This is a genomic window from Pseudomonas citrullilanati, assembly GCF_030580855.1.
Classification (GTDB): Bacteria; Pseudomonadota; Gammaproteobacteria; order Pseudomonadales; family Pseudomonadaceae; genus Aquipseudomonas; species Aquipseudomonas citrulli.
Genome location: NZ_JAUQOP010000005.1, coordinates 186,303 through 210,438 on the forward strand (window position 1 = coordinate 186,303; position 24,136 = coordinate 210,438).

At 62.9% G+C, this 24,136-nt stretch carries 23 protein-coding genes; 15 read left to right on the plus strand and 8 right to left on the minus strand.

Features of this window, described 5'->3' with window-relative positions; all coding sequences use genetic code 11:
- Window positions 1–72: 72 nt before the first annotated feature.
- The 10 genes from Q6A48_RS06380 (at window position 73) to trpE (ending at window position 12,535) form a co-directional block, all read left to right on the plus strand.
- Window positions 73–2,469 carry a PAS domain-containing sensor histidine kinase gene (locus tag Q6A48_RS06380; RefSeq protein ID WP_304552750.1) on the plus strand — a complete coding sequence of 799 codons (2,397 nt, stop codon included), beginning with the start codon at window positions 73–75 and terminating at the stop codon, window positions 2,467–2,469.
- A 99-nt stretch (window positions 2,470–2,568) separates the two neighbouring features.
- Complete coding sequence (locus tag Q6A48_RS06385) at window positions 2,569–3,198, plus strand: response regulator (protein WP_304552751.1); 630 nt, start codon at window positions 2,569–2,571, stop codon at window positions 3,196–3,198.
- Between the two features lie 347 nt (window positions 3,199–3,545).
- Window positions 3,546–4,670, plus strand: a complete 1,125-nt coding sequence (locus tag Q6A48_RS06390; RefSeq protein ID WP_053151300.1) for an ABC transporter ATP-binding protein — start codon at window positions 3,546–3,548, stop codon at window positions 4,668–4,670.
- Window positions 4,671–4,719: 49 nt separating this feature from the next.
- On the plus strand, window positions 4,720–5,763 hold the full coding sequence (locus Q6A48_RS06395) for an ABC transporter substrate-binding protein (protein ID WP_304552753.1): 1,044 nt from the start codon (window positions 4,720–4,722) through the stop codon (window positions 5,761–5,763).
- Window positions 5,764–5,965: 202 nt separating this feature from the next.
- On the plus strand, window positions 5,966–7,213 hold the full coding sequence (locus tag Q6A48_RS06400) for an ABC transporter permease (RefSeq protein WP_304552754.1): 1,248 nt from the start codon (window positions 5,966–5,968) through the stop codon (window positions 7,211–7,213).
- Window positions 7,214–7,226: 13 nt separating this feature from the next.
- The gene (locus Q6A48_RS06405) at window positions 7,227–8,051 is read left to right on the plus strand and encodes an ABC transporter permease (protein WP_304552755.1); all 825 of its coding nucleotides are present in this window, start codon (window positions 7,227–7,229) and stop codon (window positions 8,049–8,051) included.
- A 216-nt stretch (window positions 8,052–8,267) separates the two neighbouring features.
- On the plus strand, window positions 8,268–9,416 hold the full coding sequence (locus Q6A48_RS06410; RefSeq protein WP_304552756.1) for an iron-containing alcohol dehydrogenase: 1,149 nt from the start codon (window positions 8,268–8,270) through the stop codon (window positions 9,414–9,416).
- Window positions 9,417–9,494: 78 nt separating this feature from the next.
- Window positions 9,495–10,169, plus strand: coding sequence for a ribulose-phosphate 3-epimerase (gene rpe / locus Q6A48_RS06415; RefSeq protein WP_304552757.1), 675 nt, complete (start codon window positions 9,495–9,497; stop codon window positions 10,167–10,169).
- The gene (locus Q6A48_RS06420) at window positions 10,166–10,984 is read left to right on the plus strand and encodes a phosphoglycolate phosphatase (RefSeq protein WP_304552758.1); all 819 of its coding nucleotides are present in this window, start codon (window positions 10,166–10,168) and stop codon (window positions 10,982–10,984) included. Before rpe ends, Q6A48_RS06420 begins: the two co-directional genes overlap by 4 nt.
- 69 nt (window positions 10,985–11,053) lie before the next feature.
- Complete coding sequence (gene trpE / locus Q6A48_RS06425) at window positions 11,054–12,535, plus strand: anthranilate synthase component I (RefSeq protein ID WP_304552759.1); 1,482 nt, start codon at window positions 11,054–11,056, stop codon at window positions 12,533–12,535.
- A 125-nt stretch (window positions 12,536–12,660) separates the two neighbouring features.
- Here the strand turns inward: trpE and estP are convergent, their stop codons facing one another.
- On the minus strand, window positions 12,661–14,568 hold the full coding sequence (gene estP / locus Q6A48_RS06430) for an esterase EstP (RefSeq protein ID WP_304552760.1): 1,908 nt from the start codon (window positions 14,566–14,568) through the stop codon (window positions 12,661–12,663).
- Between the two features lie 410 nt (window positions 14,569–14,978).
- Here estP and Q6A48_RS06435 point away from each other — a divergent pair, with 410 nt between their 5' ends.
- The 4 genes from Q6A48_RS06435 to Q6A48_RS06450 are packed head-to-tail and all read left to right on the plus strand — an operon-like array spanning window position 14,979 to window position 18,171.
- Entirely contained in the window at window positions 14,979–15,572 is a 594-nt protein-coding gene (locus tag Q6A48_RS06435) for an aminodeoxychorismate/anthranilate synthase component II (RefSeq protein WP_304552761.1), read from the plus strand.
- 9 nt (window positions 15,573–15,581) lie between these two features.
- Window positions 15,582–16,631, plus strand: coding sequence for an anthranilate phosphoribosyltransferase (trpD, locus tag Q6A48_RS06440; RefSeq protein ID WP_304552763.1), 1,050 nt, complete (start codon window positions 15,582–15,584; stop codon window positions 16,629–16,631).
- Entirely contained in the window at window positions 16,628–17,464 is an 837-nt protein-coding gene (trpC, locus tag Q6A48_RS06445; RefSeq protein ID WP_304552764.1) for an indole-3-glycerol phosphate synthase TrpC, read from the plus strand. The genes trpD and trpC overlap by 4 nt, the downstream gene beginning before the upstream one ends.
- A gap of 5 nt (window positions 17,465–17,469) precedes the next feature.
- On the plus strand, window positions 17,470–18,171 hold the full coding sequence (locus Q6A48_RS06450) for a lipoate--protein ligase family protein (RefSeq protein WP_304552765.1): 702 nt from the start codon (window positions 17,470–17,472) through the stop codon (window positions 18,169–18,171).
- Here Q6A48_RS06450 and crp read toward each other — a convergent pair.
- Window positions 18,168–18,812 carry a cAMP-activated global transcriptional regulator CRP gene (gene crp / locus Q6A48_RS06455; protein WP_304552767.1) on the minus strand — a complete coding sequence of 215 codons (645 nt, stop codon included), beginning with the start codon at window positions 18,810–18,812 and terminating at the stop codon, window positions 18,168–18,170. The genes Q6A48_RS06450 and crp overlap by 4 nt on opposite strands.
- 231 nt (window positions 18,813–19,043) lie before the next feature.
- Here crp and Q6A48_RS06460 point away from each other — a divergent pair, with 231 nt between their 5' ends.
- Entirely contained in the window at window positions 19,044–19,466 is a 423-nt protein-coding gene (locus tag Q6A48_RS06460) for an OsmC family protein (RefSeq protein ID WP_042730268.1), read from the plus strand.
- 98 nt (window positions 19,467–19,564) lie between these two features.
- Here Q6A48_RS06460 and coq7 read toward each other — a convergent pair whose 3' ends face one another.
- The 6 genes from coq7 to hemJ form a co-directional block, all read right to left on the minus strand.
- Complete coding sequence (gene coq7 / locus Q6A48_RS06465; RefSeq protein ID WP_304552768.1) at window positions 19,565–20,212, minus strand: 2-polyprenyl-3-methyl-6-methoxy-1,4-benzoquinone monooxygenase; 648 nt, start codon at window positions 20,210–20,212, stop codon at window positions 19,565–19,567.
- A gap of 75 nt (window positions 20,213–20,287) precedes the next feature.
- Window positions 20,288–20,626 carry a histidine triad nucleotide-binding protein gene (locus Q6A48_RS06470; RefSeq protein ID WP_042730270.1) on the minus strand — a complete coding sequence of 113 codons (339 nt, stop codon included), beginning with the start codon at window positions 20,624–20,626 and terminating at the stop codon, window positions 20,288–20,290.
- A gap of 80 nt (window positions 20,627–20,706) precedes the next feature.
- The gene (locus tag Q6A48_RS06475) at window positions 20,707–21,495 is read right to left on the minus strand and encodes an SDR family NAD(P)-dependent oxidoreductase (protein WP_304552769.1); all 789 of its coding nucleotides are present in this window, start codon (window positions 21,493–21,495) and stop codon (window positions 20,707–20,709) included.
- Window positions 21,496–21,557: 62 nt separating this feature from the next.
- Window positions 21,558–22,526 (minus strand): DUF805 domain-containing protein, encoded by a 969-nt coding sequence (locus tag Q6A48_RS06480; RefSeq protein ID WP_304552770.1) that lies wholly within the window; start codon window positions 22,524–22,526, stop codon window positions 21,558–21,560.
- A gap of 54 nt (window positions 22,527–22,580) precedes the next feature.
- On the minus strand, window positions 22,581–23,549 hold the full coding sequence (locus Q6A48_RS06485; RefSeq protein ID WP_304552771.1) for an NAD(P)H-dependent flavin oxidoreductase: 969 nt from the start codon (window positions 23,547–23,549) through the stop codon (window positions 22,581–22,583).
- A gap of 36 nt (window positions 23,550–23,585) precedes the next feature.
- Entirely contained in the window at window positions 23,586–24,017 is a 432-nt protein-coding gene (gene hemJ / locus Q6A48_RS06490; RefSeq protein WP_304552772.1) for a protoporphyrinogen oxidase HemJ, read from the minus strand.
- Window positions 24,018–24,136: the final 119 nt, after the last annotated feature.

Here is a 24,136-nt window from a genome sequence, read left to right on the forward strand (position 1 = left end):
GATATTCCATGACCAGAAGTGGTTCCGGCAGCCTAATGGGTTGGTCAGTATTTGTCAGTGCATGAGACTTCGATGATGCGTTTTTGCTGCCTGTGGGTTATCGGCTGTTTGTGGCTTCCCTTGATGGCGTGGGCCGCGCCCGCGCCACCGACGAACGGGGTCCAGCTCAGCGAGCAACAGCGCCAGTGGCTGGCGCAGCACCCGCAATTGCGGGTCGGCCTGGTATTGCAGGCCCCCTATGCGCAATATGACCGGCGCCTGCAACGCTTGTCCGGCACGAACGTCGAGCTGATGCAGTGGCTGGGCAAGGCGTTGAATGTGGAGCTGAGCTGGCGCAACTTCCAGGACACCGCCCAGTTGGAAGCGGCGCTGCGGGACGGCGAGGTGGATGTCGCGCCGGGCCTCACCCAGTCGCCGAGCGGGCTTCGGCTCTGGCAGTTTTCCGATTCCTATATGCGCGTGCCGCAATTGATCGTCGGCGAGCAGAAAGGCGCCGAGGGCGTGGAGCTGGAAAAACTCGATCCCCAGGTTCGCGTGGCCGTGCGCATGCCCAGCGCCACCGCGGATTACCTGCGCAACACCTATCCGATGCTGAACCTGCAAGGTGTGCCGATGGAGCGCGAGGCCCTGCAGTTGCTGCTCAGCCAGCAGGCCCGCTACGCCGTGGTCGACGAGGCGCAGTTGGGGAGGCTGATGGTCGAGCCGGAGTTCGCCGGCTTGGTGGTGGTCGGCGACATCGGCCTGCCGCAGCTCTTGCGGGTGGCCACGCGCCGGGACTGGCCGGAACTGGCCGAGCTCATCGACAGCGGCTTGCAAGCGATTCCGGCCAAGGAGCTGGAGCAACTGCACAGTCGCTGGCTCAAGCCCAAGTACCCACGCCTGACCGAGACCCCGGGCTTCTGGCAAAACCTCACCCTGCTGATGCTGGCCCTGGCATTGAGCTGCATCGCCATTGTCTTCTGGCAACGTCGCCAGCAGCGTGCATTGGAGCGTCGCCTGCGGGCCGCGCGCGAGGACATCGCCCAGCGAGCCGCCAGCGAGGAAGCCTTGCGCCTGACGCAGTTTTCCATTGACCAGAGCACGGTGGGCATCCTCTGGGTCAATTGGGATAGCCACGTGCGCTATGCCAACCGTGCCGCCGAAACCATGCTCGGCTATGCCCCTGGCGCCATCATCGACCGGCCCCTGATCGACTTCGAGCCGGGCCTGCACATGGATCGCTGGCTGAACCTGTGGAAGCGCGCCCGCGCCAGCGAGGGCGAGCCGCTGAGTTTCGAGACCGAATGCGTGCGAGCCGATGGCAGCATCCTGCCGGCCGACGTGTCCTTGAGCTTCCTGCGTTTTCGCGATGCCGAATACCTGGTGGTCTACCTCAACGACGTGACCGAGCGTCGACGTGCACTGGCGGCCCTGCGCGAAAGCGAGGCGCGCTTGCAGGGCATCGCCGCCAACGTGCCGGGCCTGGTGTTTCGCCTGGAGCGGGCCCCGGGGAGCGGCCAGATCGATTTTGCCTACATCAGCGAAGGCAGCGAGAGCCTGGTGGGGTATTCCCCCGCGACCCTCGCCCGCAGCGATACCGGGCTGCGCAGCCTGGTGCATCCGCAGGACAAGGCCAGTTACCACCGCACCCAGGACCAGGCGCTGGACAGCGACAGTGATTGGTCGTGGCAGGGTCGCATCCTGACCCGCGAAGGCCAGGAGCGCTGGGCCGAGATCAAGGCGATCACTCGGCGTCTCGAGGACGGTGCCTACGTCTGGGACGGCATTGTCTGGGACATCACCGACAGCAAGCGCATCGAGTTGGAACTGGCCAGTTCCCGGGAGCAGTTGCGCGAATTGTCGGCGCACCTGGAAAGCGTGCGGGAAGAGGAAAAGGCGCGCATTGCCCGGGAAGTCCACGACGAATTGGGGCAGATGTTGACGGTGTTGAAGCTGGAAACATCCATGTGCGAACTGGCCTACGCGCAGTTGGATCCGGGCCTTCAGGAGCGACTCAACAGCATGAAGCGCCTGATCGCCCAATTGTTTCAACTGGTGCGGGACGTGGCGACGGCCTTGCGGCCGCCGATCCTCGACGCCGGCATCGCCTCGGCCATCGAATGGCAGGCCCGGCGCTTCGAGGCCCGCACGCAGATTCCTTGCCTGGTGCAGGTGCCGGACAATCTGCCGCCCCTGAGCGACGCCAAGGCCATCGGCCTGTTCCGGATTCTCCAGGAAGCGCTGACCAATGTGATGCGCCATGCCCAGGCGCACACCGTGGAGCTGACGCTGGCGCGCGAAGGCGATGAATTGTGCCTGACCGTCAGCGACGACGGTGTAGGATTCATTGCAGCGACTGGTCGGCCGACATCCTTTGGCCTGGTGGGCATGCGCGAGCGTGTGTTGATCATGGGCGGGCGATTGTCCCTGGACAGTGAGCCGGGGGAGGGCACCACACTCGCGGTCCGGGTGCCGTTGGACGAGAGCTGAAAGCCCCTTCGCGAGCAGGCTCGCTCCCACAGGACGGTGTGGGGCGCTATCCATGGGGAAGCGAGGCCGCTCGCGAACGATTCTGAACAGGAGAAAACCGTGATCCGTGTACTGGTAGCCGAAGACCACACCATCGTGCGCGAAGGCATCAAGCAATTGATCGGCCTGGCCAAGGACCTGGTGGTGGCGGGCGAAGCAAGCAATGGCGAGCAACTGCTCGATATCCTGCGCCAGGTGCCCTGCGAGGTCGTGCTGCTGGACATTTCCATGCCGGGCGTCAACGGCCTGGAAGCGATTCCGCGGATCCGTGCGCTGAACAACCCGCCGGCGATCCTGGTGCTGTCGATGCACGACGAGGCGCAAATGGCCGCGCGCGCCCTGAAGGTCGGCGCCGCGGGCTATGCCACCAAGGACAGCGACCCGGCCCTGCTGCTCATGGCGATTCGCAAAGTGGCGGCCGGCGGTCGCTACATAGACCCGGAGCTGGCGGATCGCATGGTGTTCGAAGTCGGCCTGACCGACACCCGCCCTCTGCACTCGTTGTTGTCCGAGCGCGAGTTCTCGGTCTTCGAGCGCCTGGCCCATGGCGCCAACGTCAACGACATCGCCCAGCAACTGGCCTTGAGCAGCAAGACCATCAGCACCCACAAGGCGCGGCTGATGCAGAAACTCAACATCACCTCGCTGGCCGAGCTGGTGAAGTATGCGATGGAGCACAAGCTGCTCTAACGTCCGCACTTTCCCCTTGTGGGAGCGAGCTTGCTCGCGATAGCGGCGGCACATTCAATATTGATGTCGGCTGACACTGCGCAATCGCGAGCAAGCTCGCTCCCACAGGTTCTGTGGGTTGGCATACCCATTTGCGACACACCCCGACAGCGCTTTTCGCCCCTGCTTGCAGCTTGCCGCTTCAAACTCGCCACTGCTCTTATCCAATCCCGCCATCCGTGTAGGGCAATCCCTACCCCGACTCTTCCATCCGTCTGAGGCGATTCTCTCCTGCGCCCCGATTTGCGCGGGGACAAGGCTCCACTAGGCTTGATTCACAAGCAGTCATCAATACAAAAGGTGCGGGTATGAGCCAGGTCGATTCAAGCGCGGGGGCCAGCGATGTGCTGGTCAGCTTTCGTGGTGTGCAAAAGAGCTACGATGGCGAGAACCTGATCGTCAAGGACCTCAACCTCGACATCCGCAAAGGCGAATTCCTTACCCTGCTCGGGCCGTCCGGCTCCGGCAAGACCACCAGCCTGATGATGCTCGCCGGGTTCGAAACCCCGACGGCCGGTGAAATCCAGCTGGCCGGGCGCGCCATCAACCATGTGCCGCCGCACAAGCGCGACATTGGCATGGTGTTCCAGAACTACGCACTGTTCCCCCACATGACCGTCGCCGAAAACCTGGCGTTCCCGCTGACCGTGCGTGGCCTGAACAAGAGCGACGTGAGCGACCGGGTCAAGCGCGTGCTGAGCATGGTCCAGCTGGACACCTTCGCCCAACGCTACCCGGCGCAATTGTCCGGCGGCCAGCAGCAGCGGGTGGCACTGGCCCGGGCGCTGGTGTTCGAACCGCAGTTGGTGCTGATGGACGAACCCCTCGGGGCGCTGGACAAGCAACTGCGCGAACACATGCAGATGGAGATCAAGCACCTGCACCAGCGCCTGGGCGTGACCGTGGTCTACGTGACCCACGACCAGGGCGAAGCCCTGACCATGTCCGACCGCGTGGCGGTGTTCCACCAAGGCGAGATCCAGCAGATCGCCCCGCCGCGCACGCTCTACGAAGAGCCGAAGAACACCTTCGTCGCCAACTTCATCGGCGAGAACAATCGCCTCAGCGGCCGCCTGCACAGCCAGACCGGCGACCGCTGCCTGGTGGAGCTGGGGCGTGGCGAGAAGGTCGAGGCGCTGGCGGTCAATGTCGGCCAGCCCGGCGAGCCGGTGACCCTGTCGATCCGCCCGGAGCGGGTCAGCCTCAACGGCGCAAGCGAACAATGTGTCAACCGCTTCTCAGGGAGGGTGGCGGAATTCATCTATCTGGGCGACCACGTCCGGGTTCGCCTGGAAGTCTGCGGCAAGAACGACTTCTTCGTGAAACAGCCGATTGCTGAGCTCGATCCCGGGCTCGCCGTCGGGGACGTGGTTCCGCTTGGCTGGCAAGTCGAGCATGTGCGTGCGCTCGATCCCCTTTTAGAGGCGAATTGATCGCCCCCTGCTGTACCAACACCAACCCTGCACGTGGAGAGAACAATAAATGTTGAGATCCCTGAAGTTCACAGCCCTGACCCTGGGCATGATGGGTGCGGCAAGCGCCATGGCGGCGGGCCCGGACCTGACCGTGGTGTCTTTTGGCGGGGCGAACAAGGCGGCGCAGGTCAAGGCCTTCTATGCACCCTGGGAAGCGGCCGGCCATGGCAAGATCGTGGCGGGCGAGTACAACGGTGAAATGGCCAAGGTCAAGGCCATGGTCGACACCAAGAGCGTCTCCTGGGACCTGGTGGAAGTCGAGTCTCCGGAATTGTCCCGTGGTTGCGACGAAGACATGTTCGAGCAACTGGACCCGGCCCTGTTCGGCAAGACCGAAGACTACGTCAAGGGCGCCATCCAGCCGTGCGGCGTAGGCTTCTTCGTGTGGTCGACCGTCCTGGCCTACAACGCCGACAAGCTGAAGACCGCCCCGACCAGTTGGGCCGACTTCTGGGACACCAAGCAATTCCCGGGCAAGCGTGGCCTGCGCAAGGGCGCCAAGTACACCCTGGAATTCGCCCTGATGGCCGACGGCGTCGCGCCAAAAGACGTCTACAAGGTGCTGGCCGGCAAGGATGGCCAGGACCGCGCGTTCAAGAAACTCGACGAACTCAAGCCGAACATCCAGTGGTGGGAAGCGGGCGCCCAGCCGCCGCAATACCTGGCTTCCGGTGACGTGGTCATGAGCTCGGCCTACAACGGCCGGATCGCCGCGGTACAGAAGGAAAGCAACCTGAAAGTGGTGTGGAACGGCGGTATCTACGACTTCGATGCCTGGGCCATCCCGCGCGGCCTGGACAAGACCCGTGCGGAAGCTGCGAAGAAATTCATCGCCTTCTCGGTGGCGCCGCAACAGCAGAAGACCTACTCGGAAAACATCGCCTACGGCCCAGCCAACACCCAGGCCGTGCCGTTGCTGGCCAAGGACGTGCTGAAAGACATGCCGACCACCCCGGAAAACATCGCCAACCAGGTGCAGATCGACGTCAGCTTCTGGGCTGACAACGGTGAGCAACTGGAGCAGCGCTTCAACGCCTGGGCGGCGAAGTAACCCGACGGTCTGAAACCAGATGAGATCCATGTGGGAGCGAGCTTGCTCGCGATAGCGGTCTGCCAGGCACATCAATCTTGAATGTGCCGCAGCCATCGCGAGCAAGCTCGCTCCCACAGGTTCTTTCATCGACCCGGGTGTTCCAGAACAACAGGGGCGGCACACCGCCCCTGTAACGATAAAAAGATTTGCGGAGTTCGCCATGGCCATCGCCGTTCCACTGAACGCGGGCACCAGCCCCAACCTGAAGCAGCGGCTCAAGCGCGCCGAGCGGGTCAACCGCTGGAAGGCCCAGGCCTTGATCGCGCCGTTGGTGCTGTTTCTGCTGCTGGTGTTCCTCGTGCCCATCGTGGCGCTGTTGTTCAAGAGCGTCAGCAACCCCGAAGTGGTCGGCGCCATGCCGCGCACCGTGGCGGCCATTGCAACGTGGGACGGACGGGGCTTGCCGGGCGAACCGGTGTACAAGGCCGCCAGCGAGGACCTCGCCGAAGCCCGGAAGAACCAGACCCTGGGCGACCTGTCCAAGCGCCTGAACATGGAATCGGCCGGCTATCGCAGCCTGCTGACCAAGACGGCCCGCGCCTTGCCGTTTGCCGCCGAGCCGGCCTCCTACAAGGAAGCCTTGGAAAACCTCGACGAGCGTTGGGGCGACCCGGCGTACTGGCAGGTGATCCGTCGCAACACCAGTAACGTCACCCTCTATTACCTGTTGGCGTCCGTCGATCACCGCATCGACGACCTCGGCGAACTGGCCCCGGCCACCCCCGACCAGGCGATCTACCTGGACATTTTCGCCCGGACCTTCTGGATGGGCCTGATCATCACCGCGATTTGCCTGGTGCTGGCCTACCCACTGGCCTACCTGCTGGCGAACCTGCCGGCGCGCCAGAGCAACCTGCTGATGATCCTGGTGCTGCTGCCGTTCTGGACCTCGATCCTGGTGCGGGTGGCGGCGTGGATCGTGCTGCTGCAATCGGGTGGCTTGATCAACAGCGCCCTGATGGCCATGGGCGTGATCGACAAGCCGCTGGAGCTGGTGTTCAACCGCACCGGCGTGTACATCTCCATGGTCCACATCCTGCTGCCGTTCATGATCCTGCCGATCTACAGCGTGATGAAGGGCATCTCGCCCACCTACATGCGGGCGGCGATTTCCCTGGGCTGCCACCCGTTCGCCAGTTTCTGGCGAGTGTACTTCCCGCAGACCTACGCCGGCGTTGGCGCCGGTTGCCTGCTGGTGTTCATCCTCGCCATCGGCTACTACATCACTCCGGCCCTGCTGGGCAGCCCGAACGACCAGATGGTCAGCTACTTCGTCGCGTTCTACACCAACACCAGCATCAACTGGGGCATGGCCACGGCACTCGGCGGCTTGCTGTTGCTGGCGACCATCGTGCTTTATCTGATTTACAGCTGGCTGGTGGGCGCCAGTCGCCTGCGCCTGAGCTAAGGGGAGATTGAAAATGGTGAGTCCTTACATGTCCCCCGTGGAGCGGGTGTGGTTCTACTGCTTGCGCACACTGTGCGGGCTGATCCTGTTGTTCCTGATCCTTCCGGTGCTGGTGATCGTCCCGTTGTCGTTCAACTCCGGCAGTTTCCTGGTGTACCCGCTGCAAGGCTTCTCGCTGCAGTGGTACCACGATTTCTTCGCCTCGGCCGAATGGATGCGCGCGCTGAAGAACAGCATCATCGTGGCCCCGGCGGCGACGTTGCTGGCGATGGTCTTCGGCACGCTGGCGGCCATCGGCCTGACCCGCGGGGATTTCCCGGGCAAGGCGCTGGTGATGGCGCTGGTGATTTCGCCCATGGTGGTGCCGGTGGTGATCATCGGGGTCGCCAGCTACCTGTTTTTCGCGCCGTTGGGGATGGGTAACAGTTTCGCCTCGCTGATCGTGGTCCATGCGGTGCTGGGCGTGCCGTTCGTCATCATCACGGTGTCGGCGACCTTGCAGGGGTTCAACCACAACCTGGTGCGCGCCGCCGCCAGCCTTGGCGCTTCGCCGCTGACCGCTTTCCGTCGGGTGACATTGCCGCTGATCGCACCGGGGGTGATCTCCGGTGCGCTGTTCGCCTTCGCGACGTCGTTCGATGAGGTGGTGGTGACCCTGTTCCTGGCGGGCCCTGAGCAGGCGACGCTGCCACGGCAGATGTTCAGCGGTATCCGCGAAAACCTCAGCCCCACCATTGCCGCGGCGGCGACGTTGTTGATCGCCTTCTCGGTGATCCTGCTGCTGACCCTGGAGTGGCTGCGCGGACGCAGCGAGAAACTGCGCACTACCCAGGCCTGACAGCTACTGCGGGGCCTGTGGGAGCGAGCTTGCTCGCGATAGCGTCGGAACATCCGGCAGTGATGTTGACTGACAGAGCGCTATCGCGAGCAAGCTCGCTCCCACAAATGGCTTACCCACCGGTTCCTTCATCGCATTCACGAGCTGAATGACAGCCCAACCGCCAATACCGAGCTATCCTTGTGCCAGCCCACACTCGAACAAGAGGCCGCGCACATGAGTCTTTCCTCATTCAAGATCGCCCATAAATTGATCACCGGTGCCGCTGCCATCGAGCAACTGGCAGCCGAATTGACGCGGCTGGACGTCGATAACCCGCTGATCGTGACCGATGCGGTGCTGGTCAAGTCCGGCACCGTGGCGTTGGCCCTGCAACACCTGGGTGGACGCGACTACGAGATTTTCGACCGGGTGATGCCGGACCCGGAAATCGCCATCGTCGAAGATTGCATGCAGGCCTACCGGGACGGCGGCCATGACGGCCTGATCGGGCTGGGCGGCGGCAGCGCCATCGACATCGCCAAGTGCGTGGGTGTCTACGCCGGTTATCACGGCGAATTGCAAGACATGTTCGGCGTCGACCAGGTGCCGCGCAAAGGCCCGCCGATGATCGCCATTCCCACCACCGCCGGGACGGGGTCGGAAGTCACCAACGTGGCGATCCTCTCCGACAAGGCGGCCCAGCTGAAAAAAGGCATCGTCAGTGACTACCTGCTGCCGGACGTGGCGCTGGTCAGCCCGCAGATGACGCTGACGTGCCCGCGCGGTGTCACGGCGTCCAGCGGCGTCGATGCGCTGGTGCATGCCGTCGAGGCCTACCTGTCGCTCAACGCTTCGCCGATCACCGACGCCCTGGCCATCGGCGCCATCAAGCTGATCACCCGCGCCTTGCCCAAGGCCTACGCCAACCCGTCCCACCTGCAAGCCCGCGAAGACATGGCCACCGCCAGCCTGATGGCCGGCATGGCCTTCGGCAACGCCGGGGTCGGGGCCGTGCATGCGCTGGCCTACCCGTTGGGCGGGCGTTTCCACATCTCCCACGGCGTGGCCAATGCACTGCTGCTGCCCTACGTGATGGCGTGGAACAAGATGGCCTGTGTCGAGCGCATGCGCGACATCGCCGAAGCCATGGGCATCAAGACCGCCCACTTGAGCGATCTCGAAGCCGCCGACGAAGCCGTCGAGGCCATGGCTGCATTGTGTGTCGCGGTGGAGATTCCCCGGGGCATGAGCGGCTTGGGCGTGACCGAGGACGTGATCCCGGCCATGGCCGTGGAAGCCGCCGGGATCGAACGGCTGATGCGCAACAACCCGCGCAAGCTGAGCGCGGCGGATATCGAGAAGATCTACCGCGCGGCGTATTGATCGACGCTCACGGTGGGCGCGCCAAATCTTGCGGTATACAATGCGCGCCATCGTGATTTCGCTCAAAACAGGTGCGTCATGCAGCCCTTCGCTATTGCTCCGTCGATTCTCTCCGCCGACTTCGCCCGACTGGGCGAGGAAGTGGACAACGTTCTGGCCGCCGGGGCCGACATCGTGCACTTCGATGTCATGGACAACCACTACGTGCCCAACCTGACCATCGGCCCGATGGTCTGCGCGGCGCTGCGCAAGTACGGCATCACCGCGCCGATCGACGCGCACCTGATGGTCAGCCCGGTGGATCGCATCGTTGGCGACTTCATCGAAGCCGGCGCCACCTACATCACCTTTCACCCCGAAGCCACCCAACACATCGACCGCTCCCTGCAGTTGATCCGCGAGGGCGGTTGCAAGGCGGGCCTGGTGTTCAACCCGGCGACGCCCCTGGACGTGCTCAAGTACGTGATGGACAAGGTCGACATGGTCCTGCTCATGAGCGTCAACCCTGGTTTCGGCGGGCAGAAGTTCATTCCCGGCACCCTCGACAAACTGCGCGAAGCCCGCGCGCTGATCGACGCCTCGGGGCGTGACATCCGCCTGGAAATCGACGGTGGCGTGAATGTGAACAACATTCGCGAAATCGCCGCTGCCGGTGCCGACACCTTCGTTGCCGGCTCGGCGATCTTCAATGCCCCGGACTACAAGGACGTCATCGACAAGATGCGCGCCGAACTGGCCCTGGCCCGCCCATGAGCGGCTTCGAGCAACTGTTCCCCGGCAGTCTGCCGCGGCTGGTGATGTTCGACCTCGATGGCACCCTGATCGACTCGGTCCCGGACCTGGCGGCGGCCGTGGACACCATGTTGCTCAAGCTCGGGCGTCCGCCGGCCGGGCTCGACGCGGTCCGGCATTGGGTCGGCAACGGTGCGCCGATGCTGGTGCGCCGGGCCCTGGCCAACGACATCGCTGCCGAAGGTGTCGATGAGGCCGAGGCCGAGCGGGCGCTGGAGCTGTTCAATGAAGCCTACGAGGGCAATCATTCGTTGACGGTGGTCTACCCCGGCGTGCGTTCCACCCTCAAGTGGCTGCAGAAGCAAGGCGTGGAAATGGCGCTGATCACTAACAAGCCGGAGCGTTTCGTCGCGCCGCTGTTGGACCAGATGAAAATCGGCCGCTATTTCCGCTGGATCATCGGCGGCGACACCTTGCCACAGAAAAAGCCGGATCCGGCCGCGCTGTTCTTCGTCATGAAGATGGCCAACATCCCGGCGTCCCAATCACTGTTCGTCGGCGACTCGCGCAGTGATGTACTGGCGGCGAAAGCGGCGGGGGTCAAATGCGTGGGGCTCAGTTATGGCTACAACCATGGCCGACCGATCGCCGAAGAACTCCCGGCCCTGGTGATCGACGATTTGCGCCTGCTAATTCCCGGTTGCCTGGACCCTGCCGCTGAGATAACGTTGCCCGACGCTGTTCAATCCTCTTCTGGAAACGCCATCGTGGTGGTCACCCGCAAACTCTGGATGAAAGTCATCAAGGCCCTGGCCCGCTGGCGTTGGCGCGCCTGACGTGATCCTGCCGGTTATCCGGCGTGTTTGCATTCCTGACTGTCAGCTCCTCCTGCCACGAGGCACCCCATGAATCGCGAAGAATTCCTGCGTCTAGCCGCTGCCGGCTACAACCGCATCCCGCTGGCCTGCGAAACCCTGGCCGACTTCGACACGCCGTTGTCGATCTACCTCAAGCTGGCCGACCGGCCCAACTCCTACCTGCTCGAATCGGTGCAGGGCGGCGAGAAGTGGGGGCGTTATTCCATCATCGGCCTGCCGTGCCGCACGGTATTGCGGGTCTACGGCCACCGCGTCAGCGTGACCCATGACGGCGTCGAGATCGAAAGCCACGAGGTCGAAGACCCGCTGGCCTTCGTCGAAACCTTCAAGGCTCGCTACAACGTGCCGACCATTGCCGGGCTCCCACGCTTCAACGGTGGCCTGGTGGGGTACTTCGGCTACGATTGCGTGCGCTACGTGGAGAAGCGCCTCGGCACGTGCCCGAACCCTGATCCGCTGGGCGTGCCGGACATCCTGCTGATGGTGTCCGACGCTGTCGTCGTCTTCGACAACCTCGCCGGCAAGATGCACGCGATCGTCCTCGCCGATCCGTCCCGGGAAGATGCCTACGAGCAAGGTCAACAAAGCCTGCAAGCGCTGTTGGAAAAGCTCCGCCAGCCGATCACGCCGCGTCCCGGCCTGGACTTCAGCAAGCAGTCGGCGGCCGACCCGGTGTTTCGTTCGAGCTTCACCCAGGCCGATTACGAGCGGGCCGTCGATACCATCAAGGAATACATCCTGGCCGGTGACTGCATGCAGGTCGTGCCGTCGCAGCGGATGTCCATCGACTTCAAGGCGGCGCCCATCGACCTGTACCGGGCGCTGCGCTGCTTCAATCCGACGCCCTACATGTATTTCTTCAACTTCGGCGACTTCCATGTCGTGGGCAGTTCGCCGGAAGTGCTGGTGCGGGTCGAGGACAACCTGATCACCGTACGGCCGATCGCCGGCACGCGCCCCCGTGGTGCCACCGAGGAAGCCGACCGGGCGCTGGAAGAAGACCTGCTATCGGACGCCAAGGAAATCGCCGAGCACCTGATGCTGATCGACCTGGGGCGCAACGACACCGGACGGGTTTCGGAAGTCGGCTCGGTGAAGCTCACCGAGAAAATGGTCATCGAGCGTTATTCCAACGTGATGCACATCGTGTCCAACGTCACCGGCCAACTGAAGGCCGGGCTGACGGCAATGGATGCCTTGCGGGCGATCCTGCCGGCGGGCACCTTGTCCGGCGCACCTAAGATTCGCGCGATGGAAATCATCGACGAACTCGAGCCGGTCAAGCGGGGCGTGTACGGCGGGGCGGTGGGTTATTTCGCCTGGAACGGCAACATGGACACCGCCATCGCCATCCGCACGGCGGTGATCAAGGACGGTGAACTGCATGTGCAGGCCGGTGGCGGTATCGTCGCCGACTCGGTGCCGGCGCTGGAATGGGAAGAAACCCTGAACAAGCGCCGTGCGATGTTCCGTGCCGTGGCGCTGGCCGAGCAGACCTCGAACGACTGAACCTGTGGCAACCCGATCAACTGTGGGAGCGAGCCTGCTCGCGATAACGGTCTGTCAGTCGATACATTTGTCGGACATGACGGCCTCATCGCGAACAGGCTAGCTCCCGCCTGTTTTTTCCTCGATCAGAAGTCCAGGCTGACCCCCACGCTCACCCCTTGCTGGGTGAAATCATCATCCTTGCGCAACGTGTAGCCGCCCCGCAGTGCCAGGTCGTTGGTCAACTTGTGGCTGACCCCCAGGCTCAGGCGATTCAGGTGGCTCTGTGGCGTGTAGCCTTCCAGCGTGAAGTCGTTGGCCGGCAGGCTGTTGAGGGCGATATTCACCTTCTGGGTGTCGTCTTCATACTCGCGTTCGTGGGCATATTCGCCAAACACCTGGGTCTGCCGGGTGATGTTGTATTTACCCTGCAAGCCAATGCCCAGGCGCTTCGAGTCGCGGGTCTGGTCATCGAAGGTCAGGGCCGTGGAACGGCTGCCCTTCTCGGAATAACCGTCGACTTCCACCTTCGCGTAGTCGGCGCTGATGAACGGAGAGAGGTGCCATTCACTGCCCGGTTGGGCGATGTCATAGCCCACTCGCGTGCTGAATGCCCACAGGTGACCGTCGGTGTCGCCTTTTTCCTGCGCCTGGTTGACGCCCAGGTCGAACTTGCGTTTCAGGCTGTCGTAGTCGAGCTTGCCGCCGGTCAGTGCCGCATCGGCCCACCAGCGATTCTGCTGGAACTGGGCGAAGGCGGTCGCCAGGTAGCTGTTGAGCGTGTAGTCCGAATCGTTATGGCCCGCTTCCATGTCCTGGCGGTAGAGGCCGGCGGCGACGCCCACGCGCCAGGCCTCGTTGAGGCGATAGCTGCCGCCGATGTTCAGGCTGTAGCCGCTGCCGTCGGCGCTGGCGCCGCTGTCCTGGCTGTCGATGTCCAGGCGCTGGCCGCCGCCGGCGACGATGGCTCGCCACTGGCCCACCGCTTGCCAGTCCTCCCAGTCCGATTGCCACTGGCTGCGCAACTCGTCCTGGTGAGCACGCAGGGTCGAGTGTGCCATTTCCGGCAGCAACGTCAGCTCCCAGGGTGCCGCGAGCAAGGAATAGGCGTAGTCGGCGATCAGTTTTTGCCCGGTTTCGGTCGGATGGACCGCGTCGTTGTAGATCAGCTTGGTGGGATCAGGCGTGGCGCTGTTGATGCCGTAGGTGGCGTTTTCCGTGCAGCCGTTGCCGCTGAAGCAAGTCGCGGTGAGGTTCTCACCGGTGGCGAGGCCGAACCTTGCCGGGTCGGCGAAGCTTTCCTTCAGCAAAAGTGGAATGTTCAACGGAATGATTTCAGCGTCGATGCCTTGCAGGCGTGTAATCAGTTGTTGGTTGAACTGATTGCCCAGCTGCGAAAAAGCGTCTTGCAACGGGCCACCATTGAGGGCCGGGGTCAGGCCCAGATCGGGCAACAACCAGACCATCATGTAGCGGGCACCGGCAGTTTGCAGCACCTGGACGCTGTCGGCCAGGCGGTCCGCGGCGGCGTTCGCTTGCTCGGGGGTCAGCACCCGACCTTGTAGGAAGTCGTTGCCGCCACCGGAAAGGTAATACAGCGCATTCGGATCGGCGCGCAGGCCATTGGACTGCAGGTAGCCGGGACGGCTGCGCTCGCCAGTGTCGGACACCCCGGTGATCGATTCGAGGATCTGGTCGGTACGATAACCGCCCACCGCCCAGTTGTTGCCGTCCGCCAGCCCCTCGTTGGCGCGGACCGCTGAAGTGGAGGCGGCGGTCTCGTCGGCGGAGTAACCCAGGCGCCCACCGAGCAACTGGGTGGAGTTGGCGGAGTAGGCCTCGCCGCTGCCGTCGGTGTAGATCGGACCGGTTCGGTTGGTATAGCGCTCGGTCGAGCCGGGCGGACCGTTCGGGTCGGCGAACTGGCCGGCATCGTTGAGGCTGTCACCGAACACGATGAACTTCGAATAGGGGTTGGGGGCGGCGTTGGCCTGGGCACAGGCCATGGCCAGCAGGCAACCGGCGATCGGTACGAACAGCGAGCGTTTGATCATGGGTAAGAGTCCGTTTTTATCTTATTTTTGTTGGCAAACGAAACGACAGTACCAAAAACTCCCGGCGTTTTGCCATGCATCCGAAACCGCGTGATTGTTTCAAAGCCCTTCGAGGGCGTCATATTGCGCGCTCCGCCCAGCTAGGCTACTGTGCCGGGACGTATGAACGAGACTTCCCCTGTGTCGATTGTCAGCAAACTTCTGGATCAAATGATCAAGGCACACGCCCGCTGGCGTTGGCGCGCCTGAACATTCTTGCCGGCCCTGCCGGACCCTGTACCGATTTGCCTTCTTTATCCGCTTGAAAGCCGCTTCGCCGGGGCAGCGCCTGCCTCGCCAAGCGCAGCATCGTGCGGGCCATTCCTGAAGGCTGTAATTAAAGTCAGTGAATTCAATAGGTTGTTTACGCCATGTTGCTGATGATCGATAACTACGACTCCTTTACCTACAACGTTGTGCAGTACCTCGGTGAGCTGGGCGCCGAGGTCAAGGTCGTGCGCAACGACGAGTTGACCATCGCCGAAATCGAAGCCCTCAAGCCCGAGCGCATTGTCGTCTCCCCCGGCCCGTGCACGCCGACCGAGGCGGGTGTCTCCATCGAAGCCATCCAGTATTTCGCCGGCAAGCTGCCGATCCTGGGCGTCTGCCTGGGCCACCAGTCGATCGGCCAGGCGTTCGGCGGCGACGTGGTACGCGCCCGGCAAGTCATGCACGGTAAGACTAGCCCGGTATTTCACGAGGACAAGGGCGTTTTCCAAGGCCTGAATCATCCGCTTACCGTCACTCGCTATCACTCCTTGATCGTCAAGCGTGAAACGCTGCCAGACTGTCTGGAACCCACGGCGTGGACCCAACGGGAAGACGGTTCGATCGATGAAATCATGGGCTTGCGCCACAAGACCCTGAACATCGAGGGTGTGCAATTTCATCCCGAGTCTATTCTCACCGAGCAGGGCCACGAGCTGTTCGCCAACTTCCTCAAACAAACCGGCGGCACGCGCTAAGGACTTTTCATGGATATCAAGACAGCCCTGAGCCGTATCGTCGGCCATCTCGACCTGAGCACCGACGAGATGCGCGACGTGATGCGCGAAATCATGACCGGCCAATGCACGGATGCGCAGATTGGCGCGTTCATGATGGCCATGCGCATGAAAAGCGAGAGCATCGACGAAATCGTCGGCGCGGTCTCGGTCATGCGCGAGCTTGCCGACAAAGTCGCCCTCAAGACCCTGGACGGCGTCGTTGACGTGGTGGGTACCGGCGGCGATGGCGCCAATATCTTCAACGTTTCCACCGCCTCGGCGTTCGTCGTCGCGGCGGCCGGCTGTACCGTTGCCAAGCATGGCAATCGCGCAGTGTCAGGCAAGAGCGGCAGCGCCGATCTGCTCGAGGCGGCCGGGATCTACCTGAACCTGACACCGGTCCAGGTGGCGCGCTGCATCGACAACGTCGGCATCGGTTTCATGTTCGCCCAGACCCACCACAGTGCCATGAAGCACGCCGCCGCGCCGCGTCGCGACCTGGGGCTGCGCACGCTGTTCAACATGCTTGGCCCGCTTACGAATCCGGCCGGCGTGAAACACCAGGTGGTCGGGGTCTTCAGCCAGGCGCTGTGCCGGCCATTGGCGGAGGTCCTGCAGCGTTTGGGCAGCAAGCATGTCCTGGTGGTCCATTCGAAGGATGGCCTGGATGAATTCAGCCTGGCGGCCCCCACGTTCGTGGCCGAACTAAAAAATGATCAGATCAGCGAGTATTGGGTCGAACCTGAAGACCTGGGCATGAAGAGCCAGAGCTTGCACGGCCTGGCGGTCGACGGTCCGGCTCAATCCCTGGAATTGATCCGCGACGCCCTCGGTCGCCGCAAGACCGAGAATGGCCAGAAAGCCGCCGAGATGATCGTGCTCAATGCGGGCGCGGCGTTGTACGCGGCGGACCACGCCAGCAGCCTCAAACAAGGCGTGGAACTGGCCCATGATGCGCTGCACACCGGCCTGGCGAGGGAAAAGCTCGAAGAGCTGGGTGCATTTACCGCCGTATTCAAAGTGGAGAACGAAGGATGAGTGTGCCAACGGTTCTGGAAAACATCCTGGCTCGCAAGGCTGAAGAAGTGGCCGAGCGCCGTGCCCGTGTCAGCCTTGCCGAACTGGAAAGCCTGGCGCGCTCGGCGGATGCGCCGCGAGGCTTTGCCCAGGCACTGGTCGACCAGGCCAAGAAGAAACAACCGGCCGTCATCGCCGAGATCAAGAAGGCTTCTCCCAGCAAGGGCGTGATTCGCGAGCATTTCGTCCCGGCCGACATCGCCAGGAGCTACGAGAAGGGTGGGGCAACCTGCCTTTCGGTGCTGACCGATGTCGATTTCTTCCAGGGCGCCGACGCCTACCTGCAGGAGGCGCGAGCGGCCTGCAAGTTGCCGGTGATCCGCAAGGACTTCATGATCGATCCGTATCAGATCGTCGAGGCGCGTGCGCTGGGTGCCGACTGCGTGCTGCTGATCGTTTCCGCCTTGGACGACGCCAAGATGGCCGAGCTGGCCGCCGTTGCCAAAGGGGTGGGCCTGGACGTCCTGGTGGAAGTCCACGACGGTGACGAGCTGGAGCGCGCCCTGAACACCCTCGACACCAAGCTGGTGGGCGTGAACAACCGCAACCTGCACACCTTCGAAGTCAGCCTGGAAACCACCCTGGACCTGCTGCCGCGGATCCCGCGTGATCGCCTGGTCATCACCGAAAGTGGCATCCTCAACCGCGCGGATGTCGAGCTGATGGAAGTCAGCGACGTGTATTCGTTCCTGGTGGGCGAAGCGTTCATGCGGGCCGAGAACCCGGGCACCGAGTTGCAGCGCCTGTTCTTTCCAGAGCGCGGCCTGCCGGTCAGCGGCTCGACGCTGGACTGAGGCCCATGTCGCCAGTGATCTCCCTGGCCGTCGAAGCGGGCCTGCAAGCCGAACAGGACCTGCTCGCCAGTATTTGCGCGGGCGATGCCGAGTTCGGCCTGCTGTTCTGGCAGCCCAGTGACCGCGCGCTGGTGATGCCGCGGCGCTTGAGTCGTCTGCCCGGGTTCGAGCACGCCAGCACGGTATCGGCCACCCATGGCTGGCCGGTACTGTTGCGTGAAACGGGCGGTGAACCCGTGCCGCAGTCCTCGGCGACGGTCAATATCGCGCTGGTCTACGCACCGCCGCGCAGCGAAGGCGATCATGGTCGCATCGAAACGGCGTACCGGCGGTTGTGCGATCCCATCTGCCAGTTGCTGGATGAGCTGGGCGGCGTGGCTTCGCTGGGCGAGGTGGAAGGGGCGTTCTGCGACGGTCGATTCAATGTCAACCTCGACGGCCGGAAAATGGTCGGCACTGCCCAGCGCTGGCGTCAAAGCCGGGGAGGGCAGCGGCCGGTGGGCCTGGTTCACGGTGCGTTGCTGCTGGAGAACGAGCGCGAATCCATGGTCGCGGCAGTCAATCGCTTCAATGAAGCCTGCGGCCTGGCGCAACGAGTGCGCGCCGAAAGCCATATCGCGTTGCATGAAAAATTCCCCGCGCCCCAGGCGCCGGAGCGGCTCGATGGGTTGTACCGGGCGTTGCTGAATGCGCTGCTTGGCGGTTAGCGCGTCCCGAACACCACCATGGTCTTGCCCTTGACGTCGACCAGGTTGCGTTCTTCCAGGTCTTTGAGCACACGACCGACCATCTCCCGCGAGCAGCCGACGATCCGGCCGATTTCCTGGCGGGTGACCTTGATCTGCATGCCGTCCGGGTGCGTCATGGCATCGGGTTGCTTGCACAGGTCCAGCAGGCAGCGGGCGACGCGTCCCGTCACGTCGAAAAAGGCCAGGTCGCCGACCTTGCGGGTCGTGTTACGCAGGCGCTGGGCAATCTGTCCGCTGAGGACGTAAAGGATGTCCGGGTCTTGCAGGGACAACTCCCGGAATTTCGCGTAGCTGATTTCCGCGACTTCACATTCGACCTTGGTCCGCACCCAGGCACTGCGCTGTTGTTCCTTGCCTGCCTGTTCGAACAACCCCAGCTCGCCGAAAAAATCCCCCGGGTTGAGGTAGGCGATGATCATTTCCCGCCCGTCGTCATCTTCGATCAGGATGGTGACCGATCCCTTGATGATGAAGAACAACGTGTCCGAACGGTCCCCGGCGCAAATGATGTTGTGCTTGGCCGGATAGCGGCGGCGCTGGCAATGCATCAAGAGCTTGTCGAGATTCTTGATCTTGAGCGTGGGAGTAATGGCAACCATGGTTGTGTCCCGAAAACTGCGCGGTATGAGGTTTGGTTTTTTTATGGGCGCGATGACAATCGCTGAAAGCTGGCAATAAGCCAGCGAGTTGGCGCCAGCTTAACAGAGGCGTTCAAAATTGATTCGAGAATTTACTTACGCCCATAGGTATCGGCGACGTAAGGCAAAAGCAGCCACCGCGAAGGGCTGTGCTAAGCTGGCGACCCTTTTTTAGACAGTGGAGTCTTGGCGATGAAGGCACGCATCCAATGGGCTGGCGAAGCCATGTTCCTCGGTGAGTCGGGCAGCGGTCACGTGGTCGTCATGGATGGCCCGCCCGATGCCGGTGGCCGCAACCTGGGTGTCCGGCCGATGGAAATGCTCCTGTTGGGCGTAGGCGGTTGCAGTAACTTCGACGTGGTCAGCATTCTCAAGAAGTCGCGCCAGGCCGTGGAGAGTTGCGAAGCGTTCCTGGAGGCGGAGCGCGCCACGGAGGATCCGAAGGTCTTTACCAAGATCCACATGCATTTCGTGGTGAAGGGGCGGGCGCTGAAGGAGGCCCAGGTCAAGCGCGCCATCGAGTTGTCTGCCGAGAAGTATTGCTCGGCCTCGATCATGCTCGGCGCCGCGGGCGTTGAAATCACCCACGATTACGAAATCATCGAGTTGGGGTGAGTCGGGGGCGCAACCTGGGCCGGCCGTCCTGCCGCTGAGGTTGGCCAGGTTCATCGTGGCAAGGGAGCCAACCCCCTCGCCACGCAACCCCTGCCTTGTCAGATCCGGTAAGTGCTCTTGGTCATGACCTTGGCCAGCAGGCTCATGCCGAACTTCACCGGGGCCGGGAAGCGGAAGCCACCGGCCTCGAGCGCGCTCTCGGCGTGGTGCTCTTCGTCCTTGCGCATCTGTTCCAGGATCGCGCGGGACTTCTCATCCTCGGGCGGGAGCTGGTCCAGGTGCTCATTCAGGTGCTTGCAGACCTGATGCTCGGTCGCGGCCACGAAGCCCAGGCTGACTTTGTCGCTGATCAACCCGGCCACCGCGCCAATCCCGAATGACATGCCATAGAACAGCGGGTTCAGGACGCTGGTATGGCTGCCCAGTTGGCGAATGCGCTGTTCACACCAGACCAGATGGTCGATTTCTTCTTCGGCGGCATGCTCCATGGCCTCGCGGACCCGGGGCAACTTCGCCGTCAGCGCCTGGCCCTGGTACAGGGCCTGGGCGCAGACCTCACCGGTGTGGTTGATGCGCATCAGGCCGGCCACGTGGCGGGTTTGCTCGTCACTGAGCTGGGCGTCCGGCTGCACGATGGCCGGCGACGGCCGATACGGTTGGCCACTGAAGGGCAGTAGCGTGCGCATCGCGGTATCGGCCTGCAGCAGCAGGCGGTCGATCGGCGAGTAGTGACGTTGGGTAGTCATGCGTACCTCCGGGAAAAAACACAGCGGCCAGTTTAACCGAATCGGCCGCCGGGGTTTTGCGTTGGGTCAGGGGTATCAACCCGGCGGCCAGTTCATCTGGCGCTGTCCCAGCACGTGCATATGAATGTGATAGACAGTCTGTCCACCGAGTTCATTGCAGTTCATCACCACGCGGAAACCTTCCTCGCAGCCCAGCTCCAGGGCCAGGCGCTGGGCGGTGAACAGGATATGCCCGGCCAGGCCTTTGTCCGCTTCGGTCAGGTCGTTGAGGGTGCGAATGGGTTTTTTCGGAATGACCAGGAAATGCACGGGCGCCTGGGGGGCGATGTCGTGGAAGGCCAGGACCTGGTCATCCTCGTAGATGATCTTCGCCGGGATTTCCCGGTTGATGATCTTGGTAAACAGAGTATCCACAGCTGTTTCTCCGTTGGGTGGGTCGAGGTCGAGTGTACTGAAGGCTCGGTCGGAGAGCCTGGGTTTTTACGTCTGGTTTATCAGCGCGGGCAACAGGCCTTGTTGGTCCTGCCGGCGAGGGTGCGGACCAGCCACCGCGTGCCCAGTCGCGGCAGGGCAGCCAGCCAGCGGTTGCGCCGTCCGGGAATGATGATGGCCACGTTCTTGTCCAGTGCGCGTACGGCGTACAGCGCCACTTCTTCGGGGCTCATCAGGTGCTTGCCTTGGCTGAGTTTCTGTTCGTCCATCTGTGCCCTGGCGAAGAAGCCGGTGCGGGTCTGGCCGGGGCAGAGCACCGAGACCTTGATCGCGCATTTTTTCAGCTCGACCCGCAGGGCTTCGGAGAAGTGCAGCACGTAGGCCTTGCTGGCGTGATAGGTGCTCATCCACGGGCCAGGATGGAATGCGGCGATCGACGCGACGTTGAGGATCTGCCCGCCACCGTGCAACGCCATGCTATTGCCAACGGCGTGGCAGAGACGGGTCAGGGCGAGGATGTTGACTTCGATCAGGTCCTGTTCGGTCATCCAGTCCTGGCCCAGGAAGGGGCCGCAGGTGCCGATGCCGGCGCAATTGACCAACAAGTCGATTTGTCGCTCGCCTTCCTCCAGCTCCAGCAGAAACCCCGAAAGCCTCAAGGGTTCGCCCAGGTCGCAGGCCCGGAACAACACCTCGACGCCGAAGCGCTGGGTCAGTTCAATTGCGATACTTTCCAGCCGATCACGCTGTCGGGCCACCAGAATCAAGTCGCGGCCGCGCCGGGCCAGCGCTTCGGCCATGGCCATGCCAATGCCGCTGGAAGCGCCAGTGATCAGTGCGTAACGGGTCATGCAGTTCTCCATCGCAACAGTCCGCCGCCAGTGGACTGGGCTGTCACCGGTACGCAGCGCGCTTATTGTTCCTCTTGTTCCTCTTCATAGTCTACAGAAGGTGAGGCGGGCTCGGCTGCCTCGACAGCGGGTTCGGCGCTGGTATCGTCGCCCGACTCACTGCTTTCGTAGCTGCTCAGGGAGCTGCTTTCGTAGTCCTGGGTAATGCTGCTGAAGGCCCCGGCCACCGCGCCGACGATCATCAGGACAATCAGGACGACCCATAGCCAGGAAAGGACCTTGACCGCGGTGCTGTTGGGCGGTGGCGGTGGGCCGTAGCGGTTGGGGCCGTCATTGCCAGGCGCGCAGATGAGCACGAGCGGGAAGACGCTGCCTACGAACGGCACCAGGTTGAGTAGCCACAGCCAGCCGGACCAGCCAAGGTCATGCAGGCGCTGGACGCTGAACTGGATGCTCACGAAGGCGAAGCCGAGGAAGACGACACCGCCCACCAAGCCGCCGACGATCATCGCCGCCAGCGAATTCGAGTCGAGGAGCCATGACAGGCTGTACCAGAAGGCGATGCCGATGATGGGCAGCATCGCCAGCGTCAGGACCATGGTCCAGGCCAGGTAGCGCAGGCGCCCGATACGGCCTTCGAAGCTGAAGGGCTTGAGGGTGCTGTAGGTGGCGAGGCGCTCGCCCACCTCGGCTCGCGGGGGTGCATAAGGGGAGACAGGGTCGAGGATTGATTCAGGGTGGCGGCCGGTGGTTTGCTGAGGCGCCTCTTGCACTTCGCCAAGGTCCAGCTGGAGGGCCGGCTCCGCTTCGATCCGGGCATCGATCCCGCTCTTGTTGAGCGCTTCCAGGTATTTCTGCGCTTCGCCTTGGGACAGGTTGCTTTTCAGCGCGACCTTGCGGCCACTGAACAGCCGCTCGATGGCGCTGACATCGCTCTTGAACAACTCGGCGAGGTTGAGTTTGGCAGTGGTGGTATCGACGCCCGGCAGCAGGGCTCCGTCGAATACGATGTTGAAACGGGTTTCACTCATGCCCGGCATCCTTGTCTCTAAATGGTTATGCAGCTGTTTTTGATCGTCGTCGGTTCAGCGTGGCCATTGCCCGCCGAGCCGCGCTGCCAGGCCGTGGGCCTGGCGATATTCGTTTTCCAGACGTGCCACCAACTCATCGACGCTGGGTAGATCATGGATCTCCCCCACGCCCTGGCCGGCGGACCACACGGTCTTCCAGGCCTTGGCTTCATCGTTGAGCGGCTTGAGCTTGGCGCCAAAGTCGACGTCGCCTTTGCCCTGCAGGGCGGCGAGGTCGAAACCGGCGTTTTCCAGGCTCTGGCGCATGAAGCTGGCCGGCACCCCGGACACTGCAGGAGTATGCACGATGTCTGCGGCTCGGGATGTGAGCAACATCTCTTTATAGGCGTCAGGCGCATGGCTTTCGCGGGTACCGATAAAGCGCGTCCCGAAGTAGGCCAGGTCGGCACCGAGTATTTGCGCAGCGAGAATCTGATGGCCGTGGTTCAGACAGCCCGCCAGCAGCAAGGTTTTGTCGAAGAACTGCCGGATCTCGGCAACCAGCGAAAAGGGGCTCCAGGTCCCGGCATGTCCCCCGGCGCCGGCCGCGACGGCGATCAGGCCATCGACGCCGGCTTCGGCTGCTTTCTCGGCATGACGTCGCGTGGTGACGTCGTGGAACACCAGGCCGCCATAGCCGTGCACGGCGTCCACCAGTTCCTTCACCGCGCCCAGGCTGGTGATGACGATCGGCACCTTGTGTTCGATGCAGATCGCCAGGTCGGCCTGAAGACGCGGATTGCTGTGATGAACGATCAGGTTGACGGCATAGGGCGCGGGATTCTCCAGGGTCGCCAAGCCCGCTTCGATTTCCTCCAGCCAGGCCTTGAAACCGCTGCTTTCGCGCTGGTTCAGCGCCGGAAAGCTGCCGACGATTCCGTTTCGACAACAGGCCAGGACCAGCTGTGGATTGGAAATCAGGAACATCGGTGCCGCCACGGCGGGCAGGCGCAGGCGTTGTTCGAGCAGAGCGGGCAGCGACATGGAGATACCCCGGATTAAAGTTGCGTCGATTGAAAGTCAGAACGGGCGAACCACGACCAGAATGACAATAGCCAGCAATATCACAACCGGTACTTCATTGAACCAGCGATAAAAGACATGGCTGCGGGTGTTCTCGCCACGGGCGAAGCGTTTCACCTGGGCGCCGCACATGTGGTGATAGCCGATCAGCAACACCACCAGCGTCAGCTTGGCGTGCATCCAGCCACCCTGGGTGAAGTACGCGCCAGCGTTCAGGCTCAGCAGCCCGATACCGAACACCAGGGTGGCGATCATCGCCGGGCCCATGATGCCGCGATACAACTTGCGTTCCATCACGCTGAAGCGCTCTTGGCTGACGCTGTCCTCGCTTTGGGCGTGATAGACGAACAGGCGGGGCAGGTAGAACAGCCCCGCGAACCAGCAGACCATGCTGACGATGTGAAGTGCCTTGAGCCACAGATAGAGCATTTTGAGTCATTCCCAGATTCACGGTAGCCCGATAGTAGAGGTTAGAGCCGCCACACGTCACCTTGGCGGTTGTCGCCGGGTCGCGCGACCCCTATCATCGACGGCTTTCCAGTGGGTTC